Source organism: Paracoccus sphaerophysae, from assembly GCF_000763805.1.
GTDB classification, from domain to species: Bacteria; Pseudomonadota; Alphaproteobacteria; order Rhodobacterales; family Rhodobacteraceae; genus Paracoccus; species Paracoccus sphaerophysae.
The window spans coordinates 44,356-62,935 of sequence record NZ_JRKS01000013.1; the positions used below are offsets into that span (position 1 = coordinate 44,356).

At 59.8% G+C, this 18,580-nt stretch carries 13 protein-coding genes and 1 pseudogene; 3 read left to right on the forward strand and 11 right to left on the reverse strand.

The window, feature by feature from the left end:
- Positions 1-20 precede the first annotated feature (20 nt).
- The 7 genes from IC63_RS06135 to IC63_RS06165 all read right to left on the reverse strand — a co-directional run bounded on the left by IC63_RS06135 (position 21) and on the right by IC63_RS06165 (position 11,998).
- The gene (locus IC63_RS06135; protein WP_052041919.1) at positions 21-965 is read right to left on the reverse strand and encodes a GIY-YIG nuclease family protein; all 945 of its coding nucleotides are present in this window, start codon (positions 963-965) and stop codon (positions 21-23) included.
- Positions 966-1,001: 36 nt separating this feature from the next.
- On the reverse strand, positions 1,002-3,737 hold the full coding sequence (locus IC63_RS06140) for a phospholipase D-like domain-containing anti-phage protein (protein ID WP_036718019.1): 2,736 nt from the start codon (positions 3,735-3,737) through the stop codon (positions 1,002-1,004).
- Between the two features lie 24 nt (positions 3,738-3,761).
- The gene (locus IC63_RS06145; RefSeq protein WP_036718022.1) at positions 3,762-6,788 is read right to left on the reverse strand and encodes an anti-phage-associated DUF1156 domain-containing protein; all 3,027 of its coding nucleotides are present in this window, start codon (positions 6,786-6,788) and stop codon (positions 3,762-3,764) included.
- Positions 6,789-7,421: an anti-phage-associated DUF3780 domain-containing protein gene (locus IC63_RS06150; RefSeq protein WP_052041920.1), complete on the reverse strand. Its 633-nt coding sequence runs from the start codon at positions 7,419-7,421 to the stop codon at positions 6,789-6,791.
- A gap of 3 nt (positions 7,422-7,424) precedes the next feature.
- Positions 7,425-10,544: an anti-phage-associated DUF499 domain-containing protein gene (locus IC63_RS06155; RefSeq protein WP_036718023.1), complete on the reverse strand. Its 3,120-nt coding sequence runs from the start codon at positions 10,542-10,544 to the stop codon at positions 7,425-7,427.
- Positions 10,541-10,741, reverse strand: a complete 201-nt coding sequence (locus IC63_RS06160) for a hypothetical protein (RefSeq protein WP_232222525.1) — start codon at positions 10,739-10,741, stop codon at positions 10,541-10,543. Before IC63_RS06160 ends, IC63_RS06155 begins: the two co-directional genes overlap by 4 nt.
- A gap of 99 nt (positions 10,742-10,840) precedes the next feature.
- Positions 10,841-11,998 (reverse strand): tyrosine-type recombinase/integrase, encoded by a 1,158-nt coding sequence (locus tag IC63_RS06165; RefSeq protein WP_036718026.1) that lies wholly within the window; start codon positions 11,996-11,998, stop codon positions 10,841-10,843.
- A gap of 219 nt (positions 11,999-12,217) precedes the next feature.
- Between IC63_RS06165 and IC63_RS06170 the strand changes: the two genes are divergently transcribed.
- Positions 12,218-13,657: a DUF6880 family protein gene (locus IC63_RS06170; protein WP_036718027.1), complete on the forward strand. Its 1,440-nt coding sequence runs from the start codon at positions 12,218-12,220 to the stop codon at positions 13,655-13,657.
- Positions 13,658-14,166: 509 nt separating this feature from the next.
- A complete protein-coding gene (locus IC63_RS06175) occupies positions 14,167-14,610 on the forward strand; it encodes a hypothetical protein (RefSeq protein WP_036718030.1) in 444 nt (147 codons plus the stop codon).
- 470 nt (positions 14,611-15,080) lie between these two features.
- Here the strand turns inward: IC63_RS06175 and IC63_RS17960 are convergent, their stop codons facing one another.
- The gene (locus tag IC63_RS17960; RefSeq protein WP_198026265.1) at positions 15,081-16,367 is read right to left on the reverse strand and encodes an XRE family transcriptional regulator; all 1,287 of its coding nucleotides are present in this window, start codon (positions 16,365-16,367) and stop codon (positions 15,081-15,083) included.
- A 113-nt stretch (positions 16,368-16,480) separates the two neighbouring features.
- Complete coding sequence (locus IC63_RS17965) at positions 16,481-17,017, reverse strand: hypothetical protein (RefSeq protein ID WP_156965375.1); 537 nt, start codon at positions 17,015-17,017, stop codon at positions 16,481-16,483.
- A 376-nt stretch (positions 17,018-17,393) separates the two neighbouring features.
- Here IC63_RS17965 and IC63_RS17970 point away from each other — a divergent pair, with 376 nt between their 5' ends.
- Entirely contained in the window at positions 17,394-17,567 is a 174-nt protein-coding gene (locus tag IC63_RS17970) for a hypothetical protein (protein ID WP_156965376.1), read from the forward strand.
- A 37-nt stretch (positions 17,568-17,604) separates the two neighbouring features.
- Here IC63_RS17970 and IC63_RS06185 read toward each other — a convergent pair whose 3' ends face one another.
- Together IC63_RS06185 and IC63_RS06190 are read right to left on the reverse strand one after the other, a co-directional pair.
- Positions 17,605-17,856, reverse strand: coding sequence for a hypothetical protein (locus IC63_RS06185; protein WP_084115544.1), 252 nt, complete (start codon positions 17,854-17,856; stop codon positions 17,605-17,607).
- Positions 17,856-18,530 (reverse strand): annotated as a pseudogene (locus IC63_RS06190) (YcbK family protein). Before IC63_RS06190 ends, IC63_RS06185 begins: the two are co-directional and overlap by 1 nt.
- Positions 18,531-18,580 lie beyond the last annotated feature (50 nt).

The following is an 18,580-nucleotide window of genomic DNA, read 5'->3' on the forward strand; positions in this document are numbered from 1 at the left end:
TCCCCGGGCAGTCGCAACCTTCAGAATTGGCCTGACGCATCGCCCGCCGCATCCTGGTTTGCCTCCCAATCCGCGTAATTGCGTCCGTCTGGGAGCTTCCAGAGGATCCGGCCATTGGCGCTCGCACCAATGACGGCCGCGGCAGCGGCAGAGGCAGACGTGAAGCTGTAGGCGCTTGTGAAGACAAGAAAATCGCCTTCCTCGCGGAGGACGCCCTTCTCGACAAGGGTGTTCCGGAGCGTGACCGTACCTCTAGGTATCGTTCGCGTCGTCCGGACCCTTGCCCTCGAACCTGCTGTGACGACGAAATCCCCGGAGGGCCCGATCTCCATCTCTGCCGCGAAGCCGTCGCCTCGGAAGAAGAACCGAGGGCTTTCATGGAAGTCAGCCTTTGGCAGTTCTCGTCCTGCGATCTGCTCCGGCGCACGACCGCGGACTTCTCGGAAGAGATCCCAACCGAGGGCTCCAACCAGTGTTTTCGTCTGATCCACGAACTCGTCCATTGCTGCGCGGTCGGGGAGCGGTAGCTTGCCCGCGTCGTCGGACGGCGTGCGCGTGTTGGGCAGGGTCCAGCGAGGATTGCTAACGACGCCTCGGATCAGGCAGGCTTCGACATAACGCGCGTGGCTCTTGGTCAGGTTCTCGTCCTTGCTGATCAGCACGACCGTGTCGGTCCAGAAGCCTTTAGCATCGCGCCCCGCCTCATTCGAGTTGTGATACGATAGTCGCGCCCCGACACCTTCAGACTCGCCGATATATGCAAGCTGCCGGTCCTGCGCTTCTTCATCGGCCCCAATGAGGATGTACACGCCTGGCCGTTCGATCTCGGGGAAAGCCTCTCGAACCCGACGAAGCTGGTTGCGCCGGAAGGCAATCGCCTGGATCGTCGACATCGAGATTTGCGCCACCCGGATGCCATTCGGGTCGCCGTCGAGCAGAAAAATATTAATCGAGCGTGGTTTCAAGTCATTGCTTCTCAAATGGCAATTTCGGGGCTGGGCTTATGTCCATCCGTTCCTCATGAGCTGAGCGAAGTCTCGACGTGAAAGAACCTCTGTGCATTCCCGCCAGTCACGATCGGACGGCTCCGCGGTAGCATTGTAGCGAAGATCAAACCCTGTCGCTTCACGTTGCGCATTGATGTATTCGTCCATTTTTTCGCCAAGCGTCTCAATATCTTCTATCCACTCATCTTTAATTGTGTCTGGCAGCGAGCCGAATAGGTCAAAACGATCTCGCATGCGCTCAGAGAGCCTTTCGTACACCTTCTCATCAACAGTTTGCTCGTTTACTAGATTGAGCATATCGACCTTTTCTCTGGCTTGGCCGAACCGCTTAATCCTCCCAATCCTCTGCTCCAACCGTGTTGGATTCCACGGAAGATCAATATTGATCAGAGTACCGAGGGTTTGCAGGTTCAATCCTTCACACGCAGCGTCTGTCGCAACCATGATTTTTATCTCGTGCTCGGCGACCATTTTCTTGAACGTCTCGCGCTCAATGCTGACACTGTCGCCCTTCTGGTAAAGACGACTCCGGGATGCGCCTGCATAAAGTCCTATCGCCAAGTCCGGATAGAGAGCCGCCAAAGAATCAGCAATCCACTTTGCGGTGTCGTAGTATTGACTAAATATTATGGCCCCGTGATCTCGCCACTTTTCCTTATCAAGAAAGTGAATCGTGGCTTGGAGTTTGGGATCTCCATCGATTTTCTCTAGGCGAGAAATCAGGCGCTCCAGGGCCAATTTCTCATCGGAGCCCTCCGCAGTCAGCTCGATGACCTGATCTTCGGTTTCTTCCTCGACAGTTCGGCCGGCCAAAAGCGTTCGAGCGGTGTTCAGGCCAGCTGCAATGCTCGAGCAAATCCGCTGCTCCATGAGATTCTTCATGAAGCCGCTTCCCTTCCCGCGCTTCGAGAGTGCCTTGCCGAATGCTCTGGCCTCTCGATACGCTTCCCGGAAATCATCATTGGTTCGAAGCGCTTTACCTTCGAACAAGGCGTCGAAACGCTGTGTGTCGCGGATGTATCTGCGGTCCGGATGCAGATCGACCCCAATCCTCGGCAGCAATCCTGAGGCTTCGAGGTCGGCGCGTTTTCGAAGGACAATGTGTCGGATAAAGGGGTTCTCTCGCTGGAAGAATGTCGCGCCCGATATCTTCCGCTCAAGGTCCTCTTCGAGAATTTCTCGGGTGTCATCGCTCAGTTGCGTGATAGGTACCGAGGTATCTGTCTGTCTTTCGTTGAGACCGAGATCTTGGCGGATGGCGCTGAAGAGCCGCCGGGCTCTTGGTTCATCCGTGGAATTTACAGCGGGCAGAGGTGAGCGTAGCAGCTCCCATCCGAAGTCTGGGCCTTCTACGTTGGTCTGACCGGAGATCAGTGGCAGGACCTCATCCGGCTGGTGCCATCTCGAATACTCGTTACCGAGCACGAAGCGTCCCTTGCCTCTGTGGAGGATGCGCATGAGGTCCCACAGATCCTCCGACCGCGTCTGGATCGGAGTTGCGGTGCCGAGCAATACATGGTCGCTGCGTTCTGCAACTGCGGTGGCGAAAGCGAGGAGCTCATTCGGGGTGCCAGCGTCACGACCGAAGCCTTGTCGACTTCGCGCCTTGTGCGCTTCGTCGAGGATCACGAGCGCGAAGCGCAGACCTAGAAGGTGCTGTTTTTCGAGGCTGTCGCGCATCATGAGACCTGTGGACACGATGCCGATCCGCAATGGGCAGCGCGCGATCTGTTCTCGCCCTGCGGGCGAGATCACCCGATCATCGTGATCGAGCCAGACTTTCTTCTGCGTCTCCCATCGCGCGCAAGGGATCCCTAGCTTGTCGATCATCTCGGTCTGCCACTGCTCGCAGAGCGTGGCAGGTGCGAAGATCACGACAGGCCTTTGCCCCCCGCTATCCTTGTCCTGGAGCAGGCAAAGGGCGAGCGCCGCAGTCCCCAGCGAGAGCGTCTTTCCAAGACCGACTTCATCGGCGAGCAGAAGCCGGACGATGCCGTGGTTGGAGTAGTGGCGGAGGCACTCAGTCAAGAAGCCTTGCTGCCACGGCTGCAGAGAAAAGCCCTCTCGATAGAGCGGCGACTCGATGAGGGCTGCCGGGGCGATATCTTCTGGGTCATCAAGTTCCTCGAACAGAACTTCACGGCGATAGCCGCGCCGATGCACCTCGCGGATCACTGCGCGCGGCAATTCCTTTGCCGCTCTCCAGAGGAAGTCGAACTCTTCCTCGATCCAGGCAACGCCCTCGGGGGACGAGTCCTCCCACAGGATTTCATAGTGACGCTGCCAGCCGCTGCTGGTCTCATTCATGGACCCGATGAAGCCCAGCTTTCTGCCATCAGCGCACTCAATCACGCCGGCCTTGCCATGCAGGAATCCACAGACGTTGTCGGGGGCGACCCGAACCGCCTGGCCGTGCTTCTGCAGAAACGCGTCGAGCCGACGATACCGCTCGCGGTTCAGAAGCGCCTCCGCTTCCAGCGCACGTTCGTTCCACCGCCCGATCATCTTGGCTTCGCGCAGCTTTGCCACCTTCAGATCGTCGGGGTGAATGTCGACGTTGCAGACGATTTTCACCTCGGGGATGTGATCCAGCAACTCACCTGCCACCTCGAAGAGCGAACTGGTGAAGTAGCCGGCGATCCGCTTGTAGCTGCGGGCGCCCTTGAGATGCTCGAGCAGGATCGTCTGATCGAGACGATGGGTCCGTGAGGAGAACCGACGTATGGTCATGTCGCGGGTCCCTCCCTGAGCGCGTTACTGGCTGAACGCGCGGAGGTTCTTGAGACGACCGCCGAGGACTTCGGCGGCATCGCGCACCTCTTTTTCGGGGGCTTTCCGCTCGATGAACGAGAGCATGTCGATCAGCTGCCGGCGGATTTCGAGGAAGTCCGGCAGGTCTTCCTGGATCTGGCCCACGACGACCGTCGGTTCCGTTTCCGCCAGAAGCTGCTGCAGCCCAATGATCAGTCGGCCGAGCCAGGTCGGTCCGATCTCTGTGCTGTCCGTCAGGTCGCGGGAGGCGAACTCGGTCACGCGCTTGAGGCGTGCGCTGTTGGCGGCCATGTTGCCCATCACCTTGGCATAGTCGGCAACCCGAAACGCTTTTGCGAAATTCTGGTAGTTGTCGAGCTTGCTGGCGCCCGTCGTCTCCATGTCCATCATGCGGAAGTAGAACCGCTGGATGCCGGTCAGGCGGGACCACGTCTCAGCCTCGAGGCCTTCGGGTACGAGAAGGCTGTTGGCCGCTTCTGCAGCTTGCTGGACGATCTCGTCGACGACGGTCTCCTCGCCACGCTGACGGGGGCGCAGCGCGAAGCTTGTCACGTCGTCTCCGCCAATATGGGTGTAGGCGGTCAACACCTTCAGCGCGGCGGCATATCCCGCCATCTGCAGGTCGGAGTCGTTGAAGACCGGCTCGCCGAGCTTGTCCTTCACCTCGTCATTGAGGTGCATCATGCTCTCGATCTGTCGTTCCACCTCGGTGCGGACGGCGGGCAGGATGCGCTGTTTGAAGCCAGAGCGTTCCCCGGCCGGTCGCTTGCGCAGCATCAGGATGACCGTGCCCTGGACGTAGCCGCCCTTTTTCAGCTCAGAGGTCGTTTCAGTGGCAATGTACCAGGCCGCCACAACCTGGAGCCCTGCAGCCCAGAAGATCCCGACCATGTCAGACCACACGCCGGTGTCCTGATGCGTGAACATCACGCACTGCATGCCGTTGTCCGGCATGTGCTCGGCCATGGCGCGATAGGCGTCGACCATGCCCCGCCTGAAATCGTCGCCCGATCCCTTGATCGCGAGCGCTCGCCGCGAGTCCCATGTCCAGTCGCGAAACTCCTCTGGCGGGTTCCGCCGCAGCCAGGCGATGAAGAACTCAGTGATCTCGTGATAGTTCACTGCGTCCGCATAGGGAGGGTCGGTCACCCAGAAGTCGCAGACGCGCGCCGGCTGATCGGCAGGAGCGGATATCACTTCCCGCTCGACGTCCGGAAGCGCTTCTTCGGCCATGCGGAATGATCCAGCACCATAGCCGGACCAAGAGCGTGTAGCGTAGTTGTAGAACGTGTTGAGCGCTTGATTGGAGAATACGCCTTTTGGCCCTCCCAGGCCGCCACCTTGTGACGTCGCCCAACGACACAAGCGTGAATTGAAGTCCGCCATCTTCGCGACGTTCAACCATCCAAGCGGAGCGCCCGGCGACTCCCGCCATGCCTTCAAGGCCAGCGCTTGCAGCAACAGCTGGCGGGGATTGAATAGATGATGCCAGTGCGTCCAGCCGCGTGTCCGGATCGGTTCATCGGTCTTCGCTCCCGGTTCGATCAGCATGTCAGGCGTTAATCCTTCAGCCTGCCAAGCCGCCAGATTTTCGGCGACGATCCTCTCGACCTTGCGCTCACGTTCCAGATCTGCATCGGTCACCGCACGGAAGTACGTGATCTGCCGGGGCTTGTAGATCGAGTTCTTCGTGATCCACTGAATGGCGTAGAGCCGCTCCTGGAAGATGTCGTCTCCGCGCGGAACGAAGTCCAGCTTCTCCCAGCGACGCAGCCTATTGAGGGTCGCCCCATCCGGCCCGCGATAGTCCCCGCGCAGGGTCTTCACCGGCGTCCGATAGGTTCTACCGTCGAGTTCATAGACGAGGGAGCCATCGTCGATGGTGCCCTTTTCTGCGCCCTTTAGCTCCTTCGCCGAGACGTTGCTCACCACCTCGATCTCGAAGCGCTTGTTCGCATGATCAGGCTTGAGCCGCGCAATCGCGCCGAGTTTCGGTGAGACGACCCGGCTTGGGAGCATCGGAACCATCCAGCCCGTTTCGGGGCATCGGGTTTCAAGGCAATAGAGGTATGCCTTGCCGCGATTACCCTTTTCGTCGTGCTCGACGCCGAGCCTGATCAGCTCCTTGTCGACCTGCTCGGTTACCGTCTTCTGAGCGTCTTCAAGCATGGTGCGATGCTTCTTTGGAGCACCGATGATGTTCATCGCGCCCCAGGTCAGCATGCAGGCTATGGGGTTGAGGTCGGCGGCATATGCATCGCATCCCATGCGCGCAGCCTCGAACGGGATGGACCCGCCGCCGGAGAATGTATCGCCAACGCGCGGTCGATGTCCGAAGCGCAAGATGCCCATTTGCTCGACGAGTTCGGGCAAGGAGCGCGCCTTGACGCCCCATTGGGCGTAGTGGTCGTTCACTGCGGGCCAGACTGGGGCATAGAGCCAAGCCTGTTCAACTTCTTCAGGCCGCTTGCAGAAGCTGGCTTTCTCTTCGTACGTCGAGAATGTTCCTAGCGCCCGCTCTATGAGCTGAAGCTTGGCCTCGTCCGAAGTGTCCCGATCCCAACGCAGGGAGATGCCTTCCTCGTCTGCGTCGAACGGGCACTCAAGGTTCAGAAGGCGGTCATCGGCTTCGAGGTCGTCGCGCCCCGTGAAGGTGAAATAGTCCCACGGGTTCGAAAGCGAAATCCGCGAAGCGATATGCTTCGGCTTGAGATCGTTTTGAACAAAAGCACGTCGTGCGAGTCCATGGTCGTCGAAAGCCATCAATTTCTCGAAGATCTCGAGGTCCTTCTCGCTGTCGCCGGTCTGCGGCAGGAGCGAGCCAAGGACGATGGCGCGCACAAGGATGAGTGGCTTGCGTCCCTTCCAATAAGAACCGAGCCCTGTCAGCGTCTGAGCCGCGACCGCCTTGCGCTCGGACTGCGCTTCGAATGACACTTTCTGCGCGGGGAAGACCGCCTGGATGAGGGCCGGCGCATCCTTGAGGGAAACGGGAGTAATCTCGTTCATTCAGATCTCGTCGTCAAAAAGGTCGAGGGTCGGCCGGTCGCTGGCCTTCCCAATTTGTCTTCTGGCGCGGGGCTGCATCAAATCGCTTTGTGCGACATCTCCAAGCGCGTGTCGAAGGGCGAGCCGCCAGCCGCGGCCGGCGTCCTTTACCGTTCCGGTGGCCATCGCCGTCATGCTGAAGAGCCACCACCGTTCCTCCGGGCGAAGCGCCAACCAGTTGCGGACCGAGACGGGGATCTTGTCCATCTCCATGTCCTCGACGGCCCAGGCGAGAACGCAGAGTTCCTTGCCGAGCAACCGGTCGACGGGGTTCTCCCCGACCTTCCAGGCGGATGTCTTCAGTTCATGGGCCTTCAGCCGCGCGTTGAAGGCGCGCTGGACCTCGCTGCGGATCGCGGTCCAGCGTGGGCGGTCCAGAACGACCCGATCCATCACCGCGAACTCGTCGCTACTGGCCTGCAGTCCGAGGTATTCGCTGATCTGGACCTTTCCAGAGTTGGCCGGAGGGATCCTGACCTTGAAGTGGTGAGGGTCCGACGTTGCAGGCACGCCGAACCCGAGCGTCGGCTTGGCCTCGCGGCCGTCACCAGCGTCCAGGTTCGTCTTCTTGCCTGCCGTCTGCCCTCTGGGCATTCTCTACGCCTCCTGCACCAGGTCGCCGGGTTTCAGATCCAGCCCCGCGATCTTCGCGAACTCCTTCACGGCAAAGCCGTTCTCGAACTCCACGCCGTCGCTGATTGTGATTGCGACCGGTGCCTGATCCTCCTTCAAGACCGCACGCAGACTGTTGACCACGCCCTCGATCATGCCGGCGGTGACGGCGCGCTCCTGGAAGCGCACGGTTACGGTGTTTTCGCCTTCGCCGATCTCGATGCGAACGCCCCTGAAGAGCGTGTTGTCGTTGTCCTTGAACTTGTTGATGACGCCGTAGACCCGGTCGGTCGTGTCGAGAGAGACACGCTTCCCCTGAAGCCTTGCAGGTTTCGTATCGTCGATCTGAACGCGCTTGTCGCCGCTGGCAGGGATCTGGAAGTCTGCCGTCTTGTTGGCTTCTCCGGCGCGTGCATAGACCAGCAGGCGGAGTGCCTCCGGCCCGATTTCGAATGGCTCCGTGAATTCGATGCCATCCTTCGGGTTGGAGCCGTCGAGCGAGTACGTAATCGCCGCTCTGGGTGTCGATTGCAGAGTGACGCGGCGTTTGTCTCCTGCGGGATCAACCTGATGCCGTACCTTCAGCTCTGCCACCCAGCGAACAGGTGGTCCGCTCTCGAACTTGCCGGTCGGATCCTTGACCCAGAAATACAGCGACCCTTCATTCGTCGAGAAGTTGTCCAGGTCTTCGACCTTCGGATCGGCCTCTGTCACCTCGGCCTTTGGAGAGTAATGAACTACGGGGCTGTCCCCTGCGTTGCGGGGCGTGAGGCTCAGAAGGCACTCGCCGGTGTCCGTGCTCCCCTGAAGCGAGACATTGATCGTCGTCTTTTCCTTCGGGAACGGGCCCTTCTCAATGTAGCCGTCTTCGCCAAGACGCCACCGCCCTTGCTTCAGAGCCTCGGTCTTCAGCGCCTCCAGGCCACCGGCGCCCGGCATCCATGGCCACACCGGGCTGCCTTTGGCGCGGCTGACGACGTCCTTCCACGGTGTGCGCCGGTTGTCCTTACCAGAGGGCCAGAGGTACTCCTCGGCCATCGCAAAATACTGGCTGAACTCATCGGCCATATCGAGCGCGAGCTTGTAGTTGGCGCGCGGGCTGGCGAGCAGGTTCTCGATCTGCAGCTCCGCCGATTGCTCTCCTTGGCCAGTTCGCAGCCCATTGTCGATAGTCACCGCCATCAACCGTTCGCTGCCATCAGTCTCTTCAAGCGCGGGATAATAGATGCGGTTGTATCCAGCTGACAAAGCCTTGTGAAAGCGATCTTCTGCGTCCTCAAGGCGGTCTCGCGCCTCTTCGAACAAGGTGTCGCCAGGCTTCAGTCGCTTCGAGATCTGCTCGATCGCGTAGAGCTCCCGCAGCCGATCCTCTACGGCGTCAGCGAGATGACTGTCCTGACCAGTAAGCACCACCAGGTTGTTCTTCTCCTGTTGATAGTCGAAGAAATTCTGCAATTCGTTCGGCGGCACCCGACCGTCTGGGCGGATGACAATCAAGACGCGAGGGCCGCTTAGGCGCAGGTCGTCAAGCTTGGGGAGAACTTGTAGCTCCTGGTATGCCCGCTTGCTGGACGGCTGCAGGATACCCATAAGTCGATTTATCAGCGCTTGGTCGATCTTGGGCTGCGGTATTTCCTTTGCGGTACGCTCAATTTGTCGCGAGAGATTCTCTGTCTCTTTCACGAAGAAACGCTGTTCCTCTCGATGTAGGTACCAGGCTTGCTCGCGGAGGCGTTCGAGTGCCGACAAGAACTCATCCGGCTTGCGATTGGGCGCGGCAAGAAACTCGATGATCTCGCTGTCTGACAGGCCAATTCGGCCACCCACAGCCCGCGAAAGGGACGATGCTAGCAAAAGGGTCATCACCTGCTGGGCGGCGTCTGCTCCCATCTCGTCATCAATCGTTTCGGAGATAGAGTTGCCGGAATCGGCAATGTCTCGGGTAACAGCAGGGAGCAGCTTGGGTGCGATGCGTTCAATTTCGTCGCGGACCTGGTCGTCGTTCAGGTCCAGATGCTGAGTTCCAATGAGGAACACATCATCTGACTTCCGCTGCTCGACGCTCTTTAGAAGTCGTGCAGTGAATTGCATCAAGCCGCGAGTCTGTCGGAAGCCTTCATTCTCTTTGAATAGCGCAACAAGATGCTTGAACGATGGATGGAATGGATACGTCTCACGCACTTGCTCAGCAATCTGCTCTATGCTTGACGCAACGATGTATCCACCGTCTTCCGCCTTTTTTACCTGCTGCGCATATTCTTCAGCGATATCGGCGATTGTTCTTTCATCTGGCAGCTGATCGATCAGGCGCTTTTTCAGGATCTCGTATATCTCGTTCCCCGCCAGCTGGACCGGGGTGATCGTCATTGCCTGGCGTCTCGCCTCCTGCTGCAGATTCCCGACGGCTTCAGCGAGTGCCTTTGTTTGAGACTTGTAGCTGCCTGAAAGGTTGGCGATCACGATGGCGCAGTTTGGAAGTTCCAGAGCTGCGCTCATCAAGGAGCTCAGAGAGTAGACGACCATATCCGCAAGTGTGCCAGCGCCCACAGATTGAGTGGCGGCGTTTTGAAGATAGGGCGGGAGCTCGTCCAGTAGTATTAGCGTTGGCTTATCGCCAATGATCTCTTTCCATTTTCTTTGATCGACTGCCCTAGGCCCGTTCGCCCAATGCGGCCGTATGGCCTCATCGGCACCAAGTTGCGAAGCTATCTCACCCCAAATGTAGTTGTCTGGGCTGTTGCGACCATTGAAAGCTGCAATCCTTGCCTCTGCAAAGTCAACTCGCTTATTCAGCTCCTCCGGAAGGACTTCTGGCCGTAAATGCGGATGGCGTGCCAGCAACCCAAGGGCAACCATCATGTGCGTCTTACCACCACCCATGGCTTGGGTTAGCTCGAAAACCGCCTGGTCAGATTTCCCGCAGAGACGCAGCATGCCCTCCTTGAAGAGCTGCTCCATTCCGTGCGTTACGAAATTACGGGCAAAAAAGTCGCGCCCATCACCATTGTCAGTGATCAAGTCGGCGAGGTTTTCGATTCCCTCGGCCATCCGATAATCCTTGATCACCGGATTGAACGTACAAGCTTGCTTGATTGTCTTGATCACTTGGACTGCTCCCCACGCTTCGTCTCTTCCGCAGCGTTTGGAACCGCATGACCGTGGCGACCGCAATAGTCCAAGATCATGACTTCGACCATGTTGGCCAGCGACCGATGCTCTTGTTCGGCCGCGTTTCGCAATGCGTCTTTGAGGGTTGGATCGAGCCTCAAAGTGAGCGTTGCCGTTTTGTTGCTGGCCATCATGGGGATCCGCATGTGCTGCAAAAGTAATGCAGAGTGCAGCATCGCACTTTAACGCATCATGGGAAAGCCCTGAAGCCTGTACGGATCGATCGCTTCCGCTCATCCCGCAAGCGCATCCTTGAGGGACGCAGCCACCGCGTCCGCCGCCGTCCGCACCGGCTCGGCGGCGAGATGGGCGTATCTCGCCGTCGTCTGGACCTGCGTGTGCCCGAGGAGCTTGCCGATCATCGGCAGGCCCTGACCCGAGGCCACGGCCGTGGACGCGAAGGTATGGCGCAGGTCGTGGATGCGGACGTCCTTCACCCCTGCGCGGGCGCGGACGCGCTGCCAGAACGGCTGAAGGTCGCTCAGACGCTTGCCGGGAAGGGTCCCTGTGACGACCCAAAGGTTGCCTTCGATGCGCTGAGCGTCGCGGAGCAGATCGACGACGGGCTGGCCGAGATGGACGACCTTGGCGCCGGACTTGGAATCCGGCAGGCGCAGGACGCGCTCGGCCAGATCGACATATTCCCATTTCAGCGTCATGATCTCGTTCAGCCGACACCCAGTCAGGATCAGCAAGCGCGCGGCGAGGATGGCCGAGGGCAGTTCGATCCCCTCCACCTCCATCTCGCGCAGCACCTCGCCGATCCGGCGCAGTTCCGCTGCGCTGAGGAAACGCTCGCGCTTCTCCTCGGGATACTTCCGGATGTGCTTTCGGGGATTGGTGCCGTCCGGGCGCAGGCCCCACATCTCGGCGAGGCTGAACATCTTCGAGACCACTTCGAGGCAGCGGTTCGCCTGATAGGGGATGTGGCGGAGGTCGTGGTGGAACTTCGCCACGTCCGCCCGGGTGGTGCCCGTGACCGTCAGCTGCCCGAGCGCGGGCAGGATGAAACGGTCGAGGTTCCGGCGATACTCCTTGGCCGTGCTCGCCTTCACGCGGATCGCGATGTGTTCCTTGTCGAACCTCTCCGCCAGCTCCTTCACCGTGATCGCCTTGCGTCCAGCGTCCCGCTCGGCGGCGGGGTCCGCGCCAATGCGCGCGGCGGCGACGATGGAGATGGCGCGGTTGCGCGCCTGCTCGCATGTAAGGACCGTGCTGGGCCCGAGGCTGATCCGCCGGGATCGGCGTCCGGCGCGATACTGGACCACGTAGCCCTTGCGCCCGCTCGGCAGCACGCGCAGCCCGAAGCCGGGGATCTCGCTGTCCCAGACGAAGTATTCGGCGGAGCGGGCTTCTGCGGCGTCGACGAGGCGTTTGGTGATCCGGGGCATGGCACTCTTCGGTGGTTCTTTCGCCGTTCCACAGTGCTGAAGCGCGGGCGACAGTCAACGAACACATTGAAATCGCGAATAAAAAGGAAATGCCTCGTGTTTCCGCTCAAGGCGTTTCGGCGCGATGGTGCGGGAAATCGACGAGTCGCGCGAATCAGAACGCAGGTTCCGTTGCCCGCGGGCTTCTATTAGGCTCGGGGAAAAGAAACTGGCGATCCGATGGCGTCCAAGACCACCCTCAATGCGAAGAACCTCGAAGCGCTGGGCGCCGAACGCCTGGCGCAATTGCTGGTCGAGGTCAGCACCGGCAACGCGGCGGCCAAGCGCAAGCTCCGGCTGGCGCTGGCCGGGGCCCAGAGCCCGAGGGAGGCCGCGCGGGAGATCACCAAGCGGCTGACCAGCATCGCCCGCGCCCGCAGCTTCATCACCTGGAAGAACCGCAAGGCGCTCGTCACGGATCTCGAAACCCAGCGGCGCGCCATCGTCGAGCAGATCGCGCCGGCCGATCCGGACGAGGCGCTGGCGCTCATGTGGCGGTTCATGGCGCTCGCCACACCGGTGTTCGAACGCTGCGACGACTCCAGCGGCACCGTCATCGGCATCTTCCACCAGGCCTGTGCCGATCTAGGCCAGCTCGCCGCGAAGGTCCGGCCTGAGCCGCAGGCGCTCGCCGGCACTGTTCTCGATGCGCTTCAGGACAACGGCTATGGCCAGTATGACGGCCTGATCGGCAGCATGGCCCCGGCGCTCGGCGCCGAGGGGCTGGTGGCCCTGAAATCGATGACCGAAGAACTCGGTCGTTCGCCTGTGCCTGTTCCGCCGAAAGACCAATGGAAAGCGGTGGGCTGGGGCACGGGCGGCACGACCTACGAGCACGAGATGCTGGCGCGCGAGCGCGCGAGCACGGTGGTCATGGCGCTCAAGGACATCGCGGACGCGCAGGGCGACGTCGACGGCTTCATCACCCAGTACGATCCGAAGACCCGCACGGTGCCGCAGATTGCGGCCGAGATCGCGCAGCGCCTGCTCGCGGCCGGCAGGGCAGGCGAGGCGCTGGGGTTCCTTGAGCGCGCGGAGCTCGGCGACGGCTTGCGGGTTCCGCTGGCCTGGCATGATATTCGCCTGCAGACGTTGGAGGCCCTGGGACGCGGCGAGGAGGCGCAGTCGTTCCGGTGGGACTGCTTCGAGCGCACGCTCTCCGACAACTACCTGCGGGCCTATCTCAAGCGGCTTCCCGACTTCGACGACATCGAGGCCGAGGAACGGGCGATGGCGCACGCCATGGCCTATCCGAGCCTTCTTCACGCCCTGCAGTTCTTCCTCGACTGGCCGGCGCTGGATCGCGCCGCCGAACTCCTTCTGGCCCGGCACGACGAGATCGACGGGGATCACTACGAGTATCTCGCCCCCGCAGCGGAAGCCCTGTCAGAGCGTCATCCGCTGGCCGCGACGCTGGTGCTCCGCGCGATGATCGACTTCACGCTCACCAGATCCCGGGCGAAGCGGTATCGCTATGCCGCCGAGCACCTGGTCGCCTGCGCCCGGCTCGCGCGCGACATTCCGGACTGCGGTACGTTCGAGACGCACGATGCCTATGTCGCCCGGTTGAAGGAGGAGCACGGCAGGAAGTTCGGCTTCTGGTCGCTCACCGCCGCCTGATGGTCGTGCTACCGGAAAATCAGGTCACGGCCCCTTGGAAGCATTGTGGAAGCACGAAGCCGAAAAACGCTGCGCAATCCCGACAGATCGTGCGAAGCGGAGCCTCGGCTCCGGGATCGGCAAGTGTCGGAAATTGCGCAAGAACTCGCGGTTCCGAGTGATTGCTCATGGTTCGTTCGACACGACTCATAACCTGAAGGTCACAGGTTCAAATCCTGTCCCCGCAACCAAAAAAACTAACCTTTCCAAATGGTTGGAATCCGACAAAAACACTTGTGTATAGACACCGGCTTTTTGCCTCAACGCCACCTCAACGTTTGACGAGTCCCCCCTGAAAAGCGGGGGCTATTTTGATTCTGGCCCCGCGAAATCTGCTGTGGCAGCATCGCGCCATGATCGAGTTCCGCTCCCTTCCCGATGACCATCCCGACTTCGTGCATTCGCCTCGGTTTGATCGGGATCGGCGCTTGCTGTAGCATCGGATGAAAACCTCGAGTTCCGATCGCCCCATGTCTACCACCAAGCCCCCGCGAAATCTGACCCCGGTGCTCTGCCAGCGGCTGCAGCTCGACATGCTTAGGGCCTGCAAAGAGATCGCTGCCCGCCATGGTCTTGTGGTCGAGGCCCAGGACATCACTGGCGTGGACCTGCGATGGGGTTTCGATGCAGCGTTCCGGGTGTCCATTCCTCTGCCAGATGGTACTGCCCTCGACCCGGTAAGGCTGCGCTTTGAGGCGTTTGCCGAGGCTTTCGGGTTATCACCCGCCGATTACGGCCGCCAGTTCAGCACGGGGCGCGAACTGTTCAAGATCACGGGCATCGATCCCCGCCGCCCCAAGTACCCGGTTTCGGCCGAACGCATCCCAGATGGGCAGGGGTTCAAGTTCACCTCCGACCAAGTGGCTCTGTTGTTGCAGAAGGGGATGAGAGACGTAACGCCCAAGGATCGGTGACGACGTGTTCGGCCGAGGCTGTGTGAAAATCCCTATTTCGAGAATCCGAGGAGAACCGTTTCCTCAGGAACCCATCCGTAGCAGCCTGCGCGGGAATGAAGAACCGCTGTCGCGCCTGCGGGAGAACGTCGTTCCGGGGCTGACCATGCTGGACCGAGTTTTCACACAGCCTCGGCCCATTGCGGCCGGTCGATATCGCAGCGACGCCGCAATGCGGCATGCCCAGAATTACCGGAAGAACCGGCTAACCCCAACCGTTCGCCACTAAGGTGGAAAGCACCGAGCGGCACCTGAATGTCGTCAAGTTCATGCGAATCAACTGGGCGATTGGTGCCGAACCAGCCGATTTCTTCAATAACACCTGACCAGGATCGCGCCTTGTGGAGCGTTCGGGGACTAGCGCCATGTTCTCCTTATGCCCCAACGCTGCCGAGCGCTTAATATGTTGTTCATGAGGATAAATATAAAAATTAGGATGTTAGGTCGAATATACTGTCTCGTGTCTTATGGAATTTTTCCACGTTAGTATTGAGCAGTGTTGCCGCGGTGTCATCGGATATGAGCTTTTCGCCTAAGGCGCGCACCACTGCCCACGAAAAGCGACCCCTTCTAGAGATGGGCGTTTCAGTGATGGGAAAGAAATCATTGGTGCGATCTTCTTGAGCCTTCCATTCATCGGATACTTCCGGTCCGCCTTTTCCAGCAGCCAGCTGAAAACGACAGATATTTTGAATGTGTGCTCGGCTCGCCGTAAGACTAATTCCAAAATGCTCACTCAGTCGAATTGCAGCCTGCCACCCGCTGCCATTTTCCCGAACTATTCTGTCTACTTCTGCTGGAGGCGCTAGAAATGCAACAGCAAATGCATTCGCGCGCATCTCAACTCGATCCTGCAAAATTTTCACTTCACCAATTATCTCATCATATCTATCAACGACCAAACGCTCAAGCTGTTGATCCGGGTCCCAAAGAAGGTGTCCTAATTCGTGCGCGAGCGTCATCCGGCGAACCCAAGGATTTTCATTGCGGCCCTGAATATTTGCGACAATTCCGCGACGCTTTCCGTTTGCTATAGTCGCTCCCGCGAGGCTTTGCCCAAGCTCAGTTTCAATCAAGGGTATGTTGAGGTCATGCTCAATTAAGCGCCTTAAGCTTGGAATCGGTGCATGTTCGTCAATCCCCAGTAGTGCGCGAGTTCTTGCCGCAAGCCTGTAGCCAGCTTCATATGTTGGAAACGTGTAGTCATGACTGTGTTCAAATTCTCGTTGCACGACATCTTCGACGTCGAGGGAGTCAAGAATGTCTTGCTGTCTGGCGATCAGCCATGCCGCTTCAGTCAGCTTCCCAACTATGGGAGCTGTTAATCCCTTCTTGCCATCACCATAAAAAAGCCGCCTGAAGCGGACCCCGAGTTCGCTATCGACGCTCTTATTTACCGAGAGGCCAAGATAGCGTTCGTCAATTGCCAGTGGCGGTGCGACTTTCTCTATATCCCGAATGGGAGAGACCTTCCCCGAGGTTTCCATTTTTTCGAGCGCACCAGCCTTAACGCCAGACATCTTGGCGAGCATTTCTATCGAAATGCCCAGTGCTTCACGCCGATTCTTTATCGTCTTTGCGGGCTCGGCGCGGCTTGAGACAATCGCAACTTGTCCATCTTCGATTGCCCGCCGCAGAACATCCAAGCCAAAGATACTTAGTGCTTCATATGCAGCTAGTCTTCTGCCCTTGGCAGCAGGACTTGCTTCTGCCAGCATTGTCTGGCCCCGGACAAATTCTCTATGGGAAGTGCGCGCACGCTCGTCGGGGGTGCTCCCTGATGAGTCTTCCCCGAAAATCGAAGAAAGGGTTGAAGCGTCGATAATTGGTGTCATAGTCGCACCCAAATCGGGTCCTGTGTGCCGAATAGGGCTGGTCTATTTGTGTCATCGTTCCAGCCCATTGACCAAATTCGATAGCCAGACTTTCGGAAAGCTGTCTCAATTGCCGACATTTCGGTGTGCGTCCTTATACGGTAACGACCTGAACAACCATTTAACACTACCGTTTTGTCATCCAGAAACACAAACTCCCCACCAGCATAGGCCTGCTGGCCACCAGTAAGGTTGCTGTGTTTAACACATTGTGCTTCGCGCGCACTCCCGAAGTCACAGAGTTCTGGAGCATGAAGAACATCATTATCCATAACAACCCAAAGGCGCGATTCCTCTGGCTTGCCATCAAGAACTGGCGGGGCAGGCGCTGGCGTGTCGTTCGTGTCCCCACCGTCTCGCCAGTTCTCCAAGCCATCCGTAGGACTCATCGGATCGGTGTCCCCTTGGTAGCGCTGAGCGTCTGAGTGCATCGGTTGCGGCTCTCGACCGCGACGATACTCGTCAAAGGCAGGCGTAGTCAGGTTCTGATTCATGGAATGCAACTCTACTTTGTCTATGGTCGCATAGCACTGCCGAAATGGCCAAGCTAGAGTTGCCTTGCATCCTTACTGTTTTACCTGTGTCGGTTTGTTGTTCCCCGCCCATTCCCTCGCCATGTGGGTTTCGACACCGCATTTGTGAGCGACCGGTCTGGATGCTTGTTGCGGGTGCTCTGCCGCACTGCCGTTAGTCGCTTTCCGCCCTGTGCGGCTGGCGACCACAACAAATCCTCCCACACTAAGGGGCTGCCAGAGGTGCACAATTGTGCCCATCTTCATTCGCGACAGCTCGTCGTGCCTCATGCCATCATCTACCGGGAGAGAATCACTGCCGTTCTTTGAAACCGTAAACCTGTGAAACGGGCCGGGCGTGACGCTGCGGTCGATGCGTCTGGCGCTTCCTGCTTGGCATTTCCCGGCCCGTCTTTCACTTGCAGGCCCGCGCCTGGTCGCGCAGGACGGCAAAATCGCCGAGCATCCGAACGACCATCGCGCCTTCCGGCAGGGCATCCACCTCATCTGCGGCGCGCGCCTGTTCGGCTGACGTGTATTGCACCACGGGTGGGCAAGGCGCCTGCTGTTCAGAACCGACCATCGCGCATGCGCTGAGCAAGAGCATCACGATCAGCAGGGCGGCGGCTTGCGGCGTCCAGCATCTGGCGTTGGATTTCATGGGTTCTCTCCGATGTTGAAAGGCGCTCTGCCAGCCGACCGGCGCGTTCACCGGCGCGGCGGAGGTTCAGCAGGAACAGGGTGACGGCGACTGCGACCAGCAGCAGGCCCAGCGTTTTGCGCGCCGGGCCACTGGTCAGGATCGAGGCAAGCCAGCCGATCATCGCTGGCCCCGCTTCCAGTCGTCGACCCTCGCGTGGATCGCAACAGCGATGCCGATCAGCGCTACGGCGATGAACACCCAGCGCAGGGTGTCGAGGTAGGGCACCAGCGGCAGGATCGCGGATTGGGTTTACGCCAAGACCTCTTGCGCCACTTCGACACCGGCGGCGCCGACGGTCGCGATGCCCGCAGCGCCACCGCCTTTGAGGGTGCGGCTGTCGGCCAGCACCTCGCGGGCAGGCTGGGTTTCCGTCACGAAGGGCGTGGCGCGGACCGCGAATGGTTCACCCCAAGACCGCGCGGGCCCGAGGTCGATGTGCATGAACCCCGAGCGGGGATAGGTGCCGAAGCCGAGGAAGCCGACGGCGCGGGCCGCTGCCATGAAAGCTGCGGGATCGTGGTTCGACATGGCAATGTCGAAGGCCGTGCCCTGCATGTGTTTCGATGCCGGGGCCCCACCGACGGCGTGGTTGTGGCTGGGGCTGCGATAACCCGAGCGGACGATCAGCGGCTTGCCGAGGCGGTTGCGCAGCGATTGCAGCTTGTCCATGGCCTCGGTGTTGATCTTGATCGCGCCGGTGCCGCGGCAGGCGATTTCGGCCGGGGAAAAGCTGGGCCAGCGCCAGGCGCTTTCGGGCACGTCGCGGAAATGGGCATAGGTCGTGGTCGGCATGAGGGTCTCCAGAAATGAAAAACCCGCCTCGGGGGCGGGTCGGGTGGGTC

Bases quoted from the DNA above. Each gene is read 5' to 3' on its own strand.
- IC63_RS17960 (WP_198026265.1), bottom strand. From the start codon at position 16,367: ATGCTGGCAGAAGCAAGTCCTGCTGCCAAGGGCAGAAGACTAGCTGCA.
- IC63_RS06160 (WP_232222525.1), bottom strand. From the start codon at position 10,741: ATGATGGCCAGCAACAAAACGGCAACGCTCACTTTGAGGCTCGATCCA.
- IC63_RS06175 (WP_036718030.1), top strand. From the start codon at position 14,167: ATGTCTACCACCAAGCCCCCGCGAAATCTGACCCCGGTGCTCTGCCAG.
- IC63_RS17965 (WP_156965375.1), bottom strand. From the start codon at position 17,017: ATGAATCAGAACCTGACTACGCCTGCCTTTGACGAGTATCGTCGCGGT.
- IC63_RS06145 (WP_036718022.1), bottom strand. From the start codon at position 6,788: ATGAACGAGATTACTCCCGTTTCCCTCAAGGATGCGCCGGCCCTCATC.
- IC63_RS06165 (WP_036718026.1), bottom strand. From the start codon at position 11,998: ATGCCCCGGATCACCAAACGCCTCGTCGACGCCGCAGAAGCCCGCTCC.
- IC63_RS06150 (WP_052041920.1), bottom strand. From the start codon at position 7,421: ATGCCCAGAGGGCAGACGGCAGGCAAGAAGACGAACCTGGACGCTGGT.
- IC63_RS06170 (WP_036718027.1), top strand. From the start codon at position 12,218: ATGGCGTCCAAGACCACCCTCAATGCGAAGAACCTCGAAGCGCTGGGC.
- IC63_RS06140 (WP_036718019.1), bottom strand. From the start codon at position 3,737: ATGACCATACGTCGGTTCTCCTCACGGACCCATCGTCTCGATCAGACG.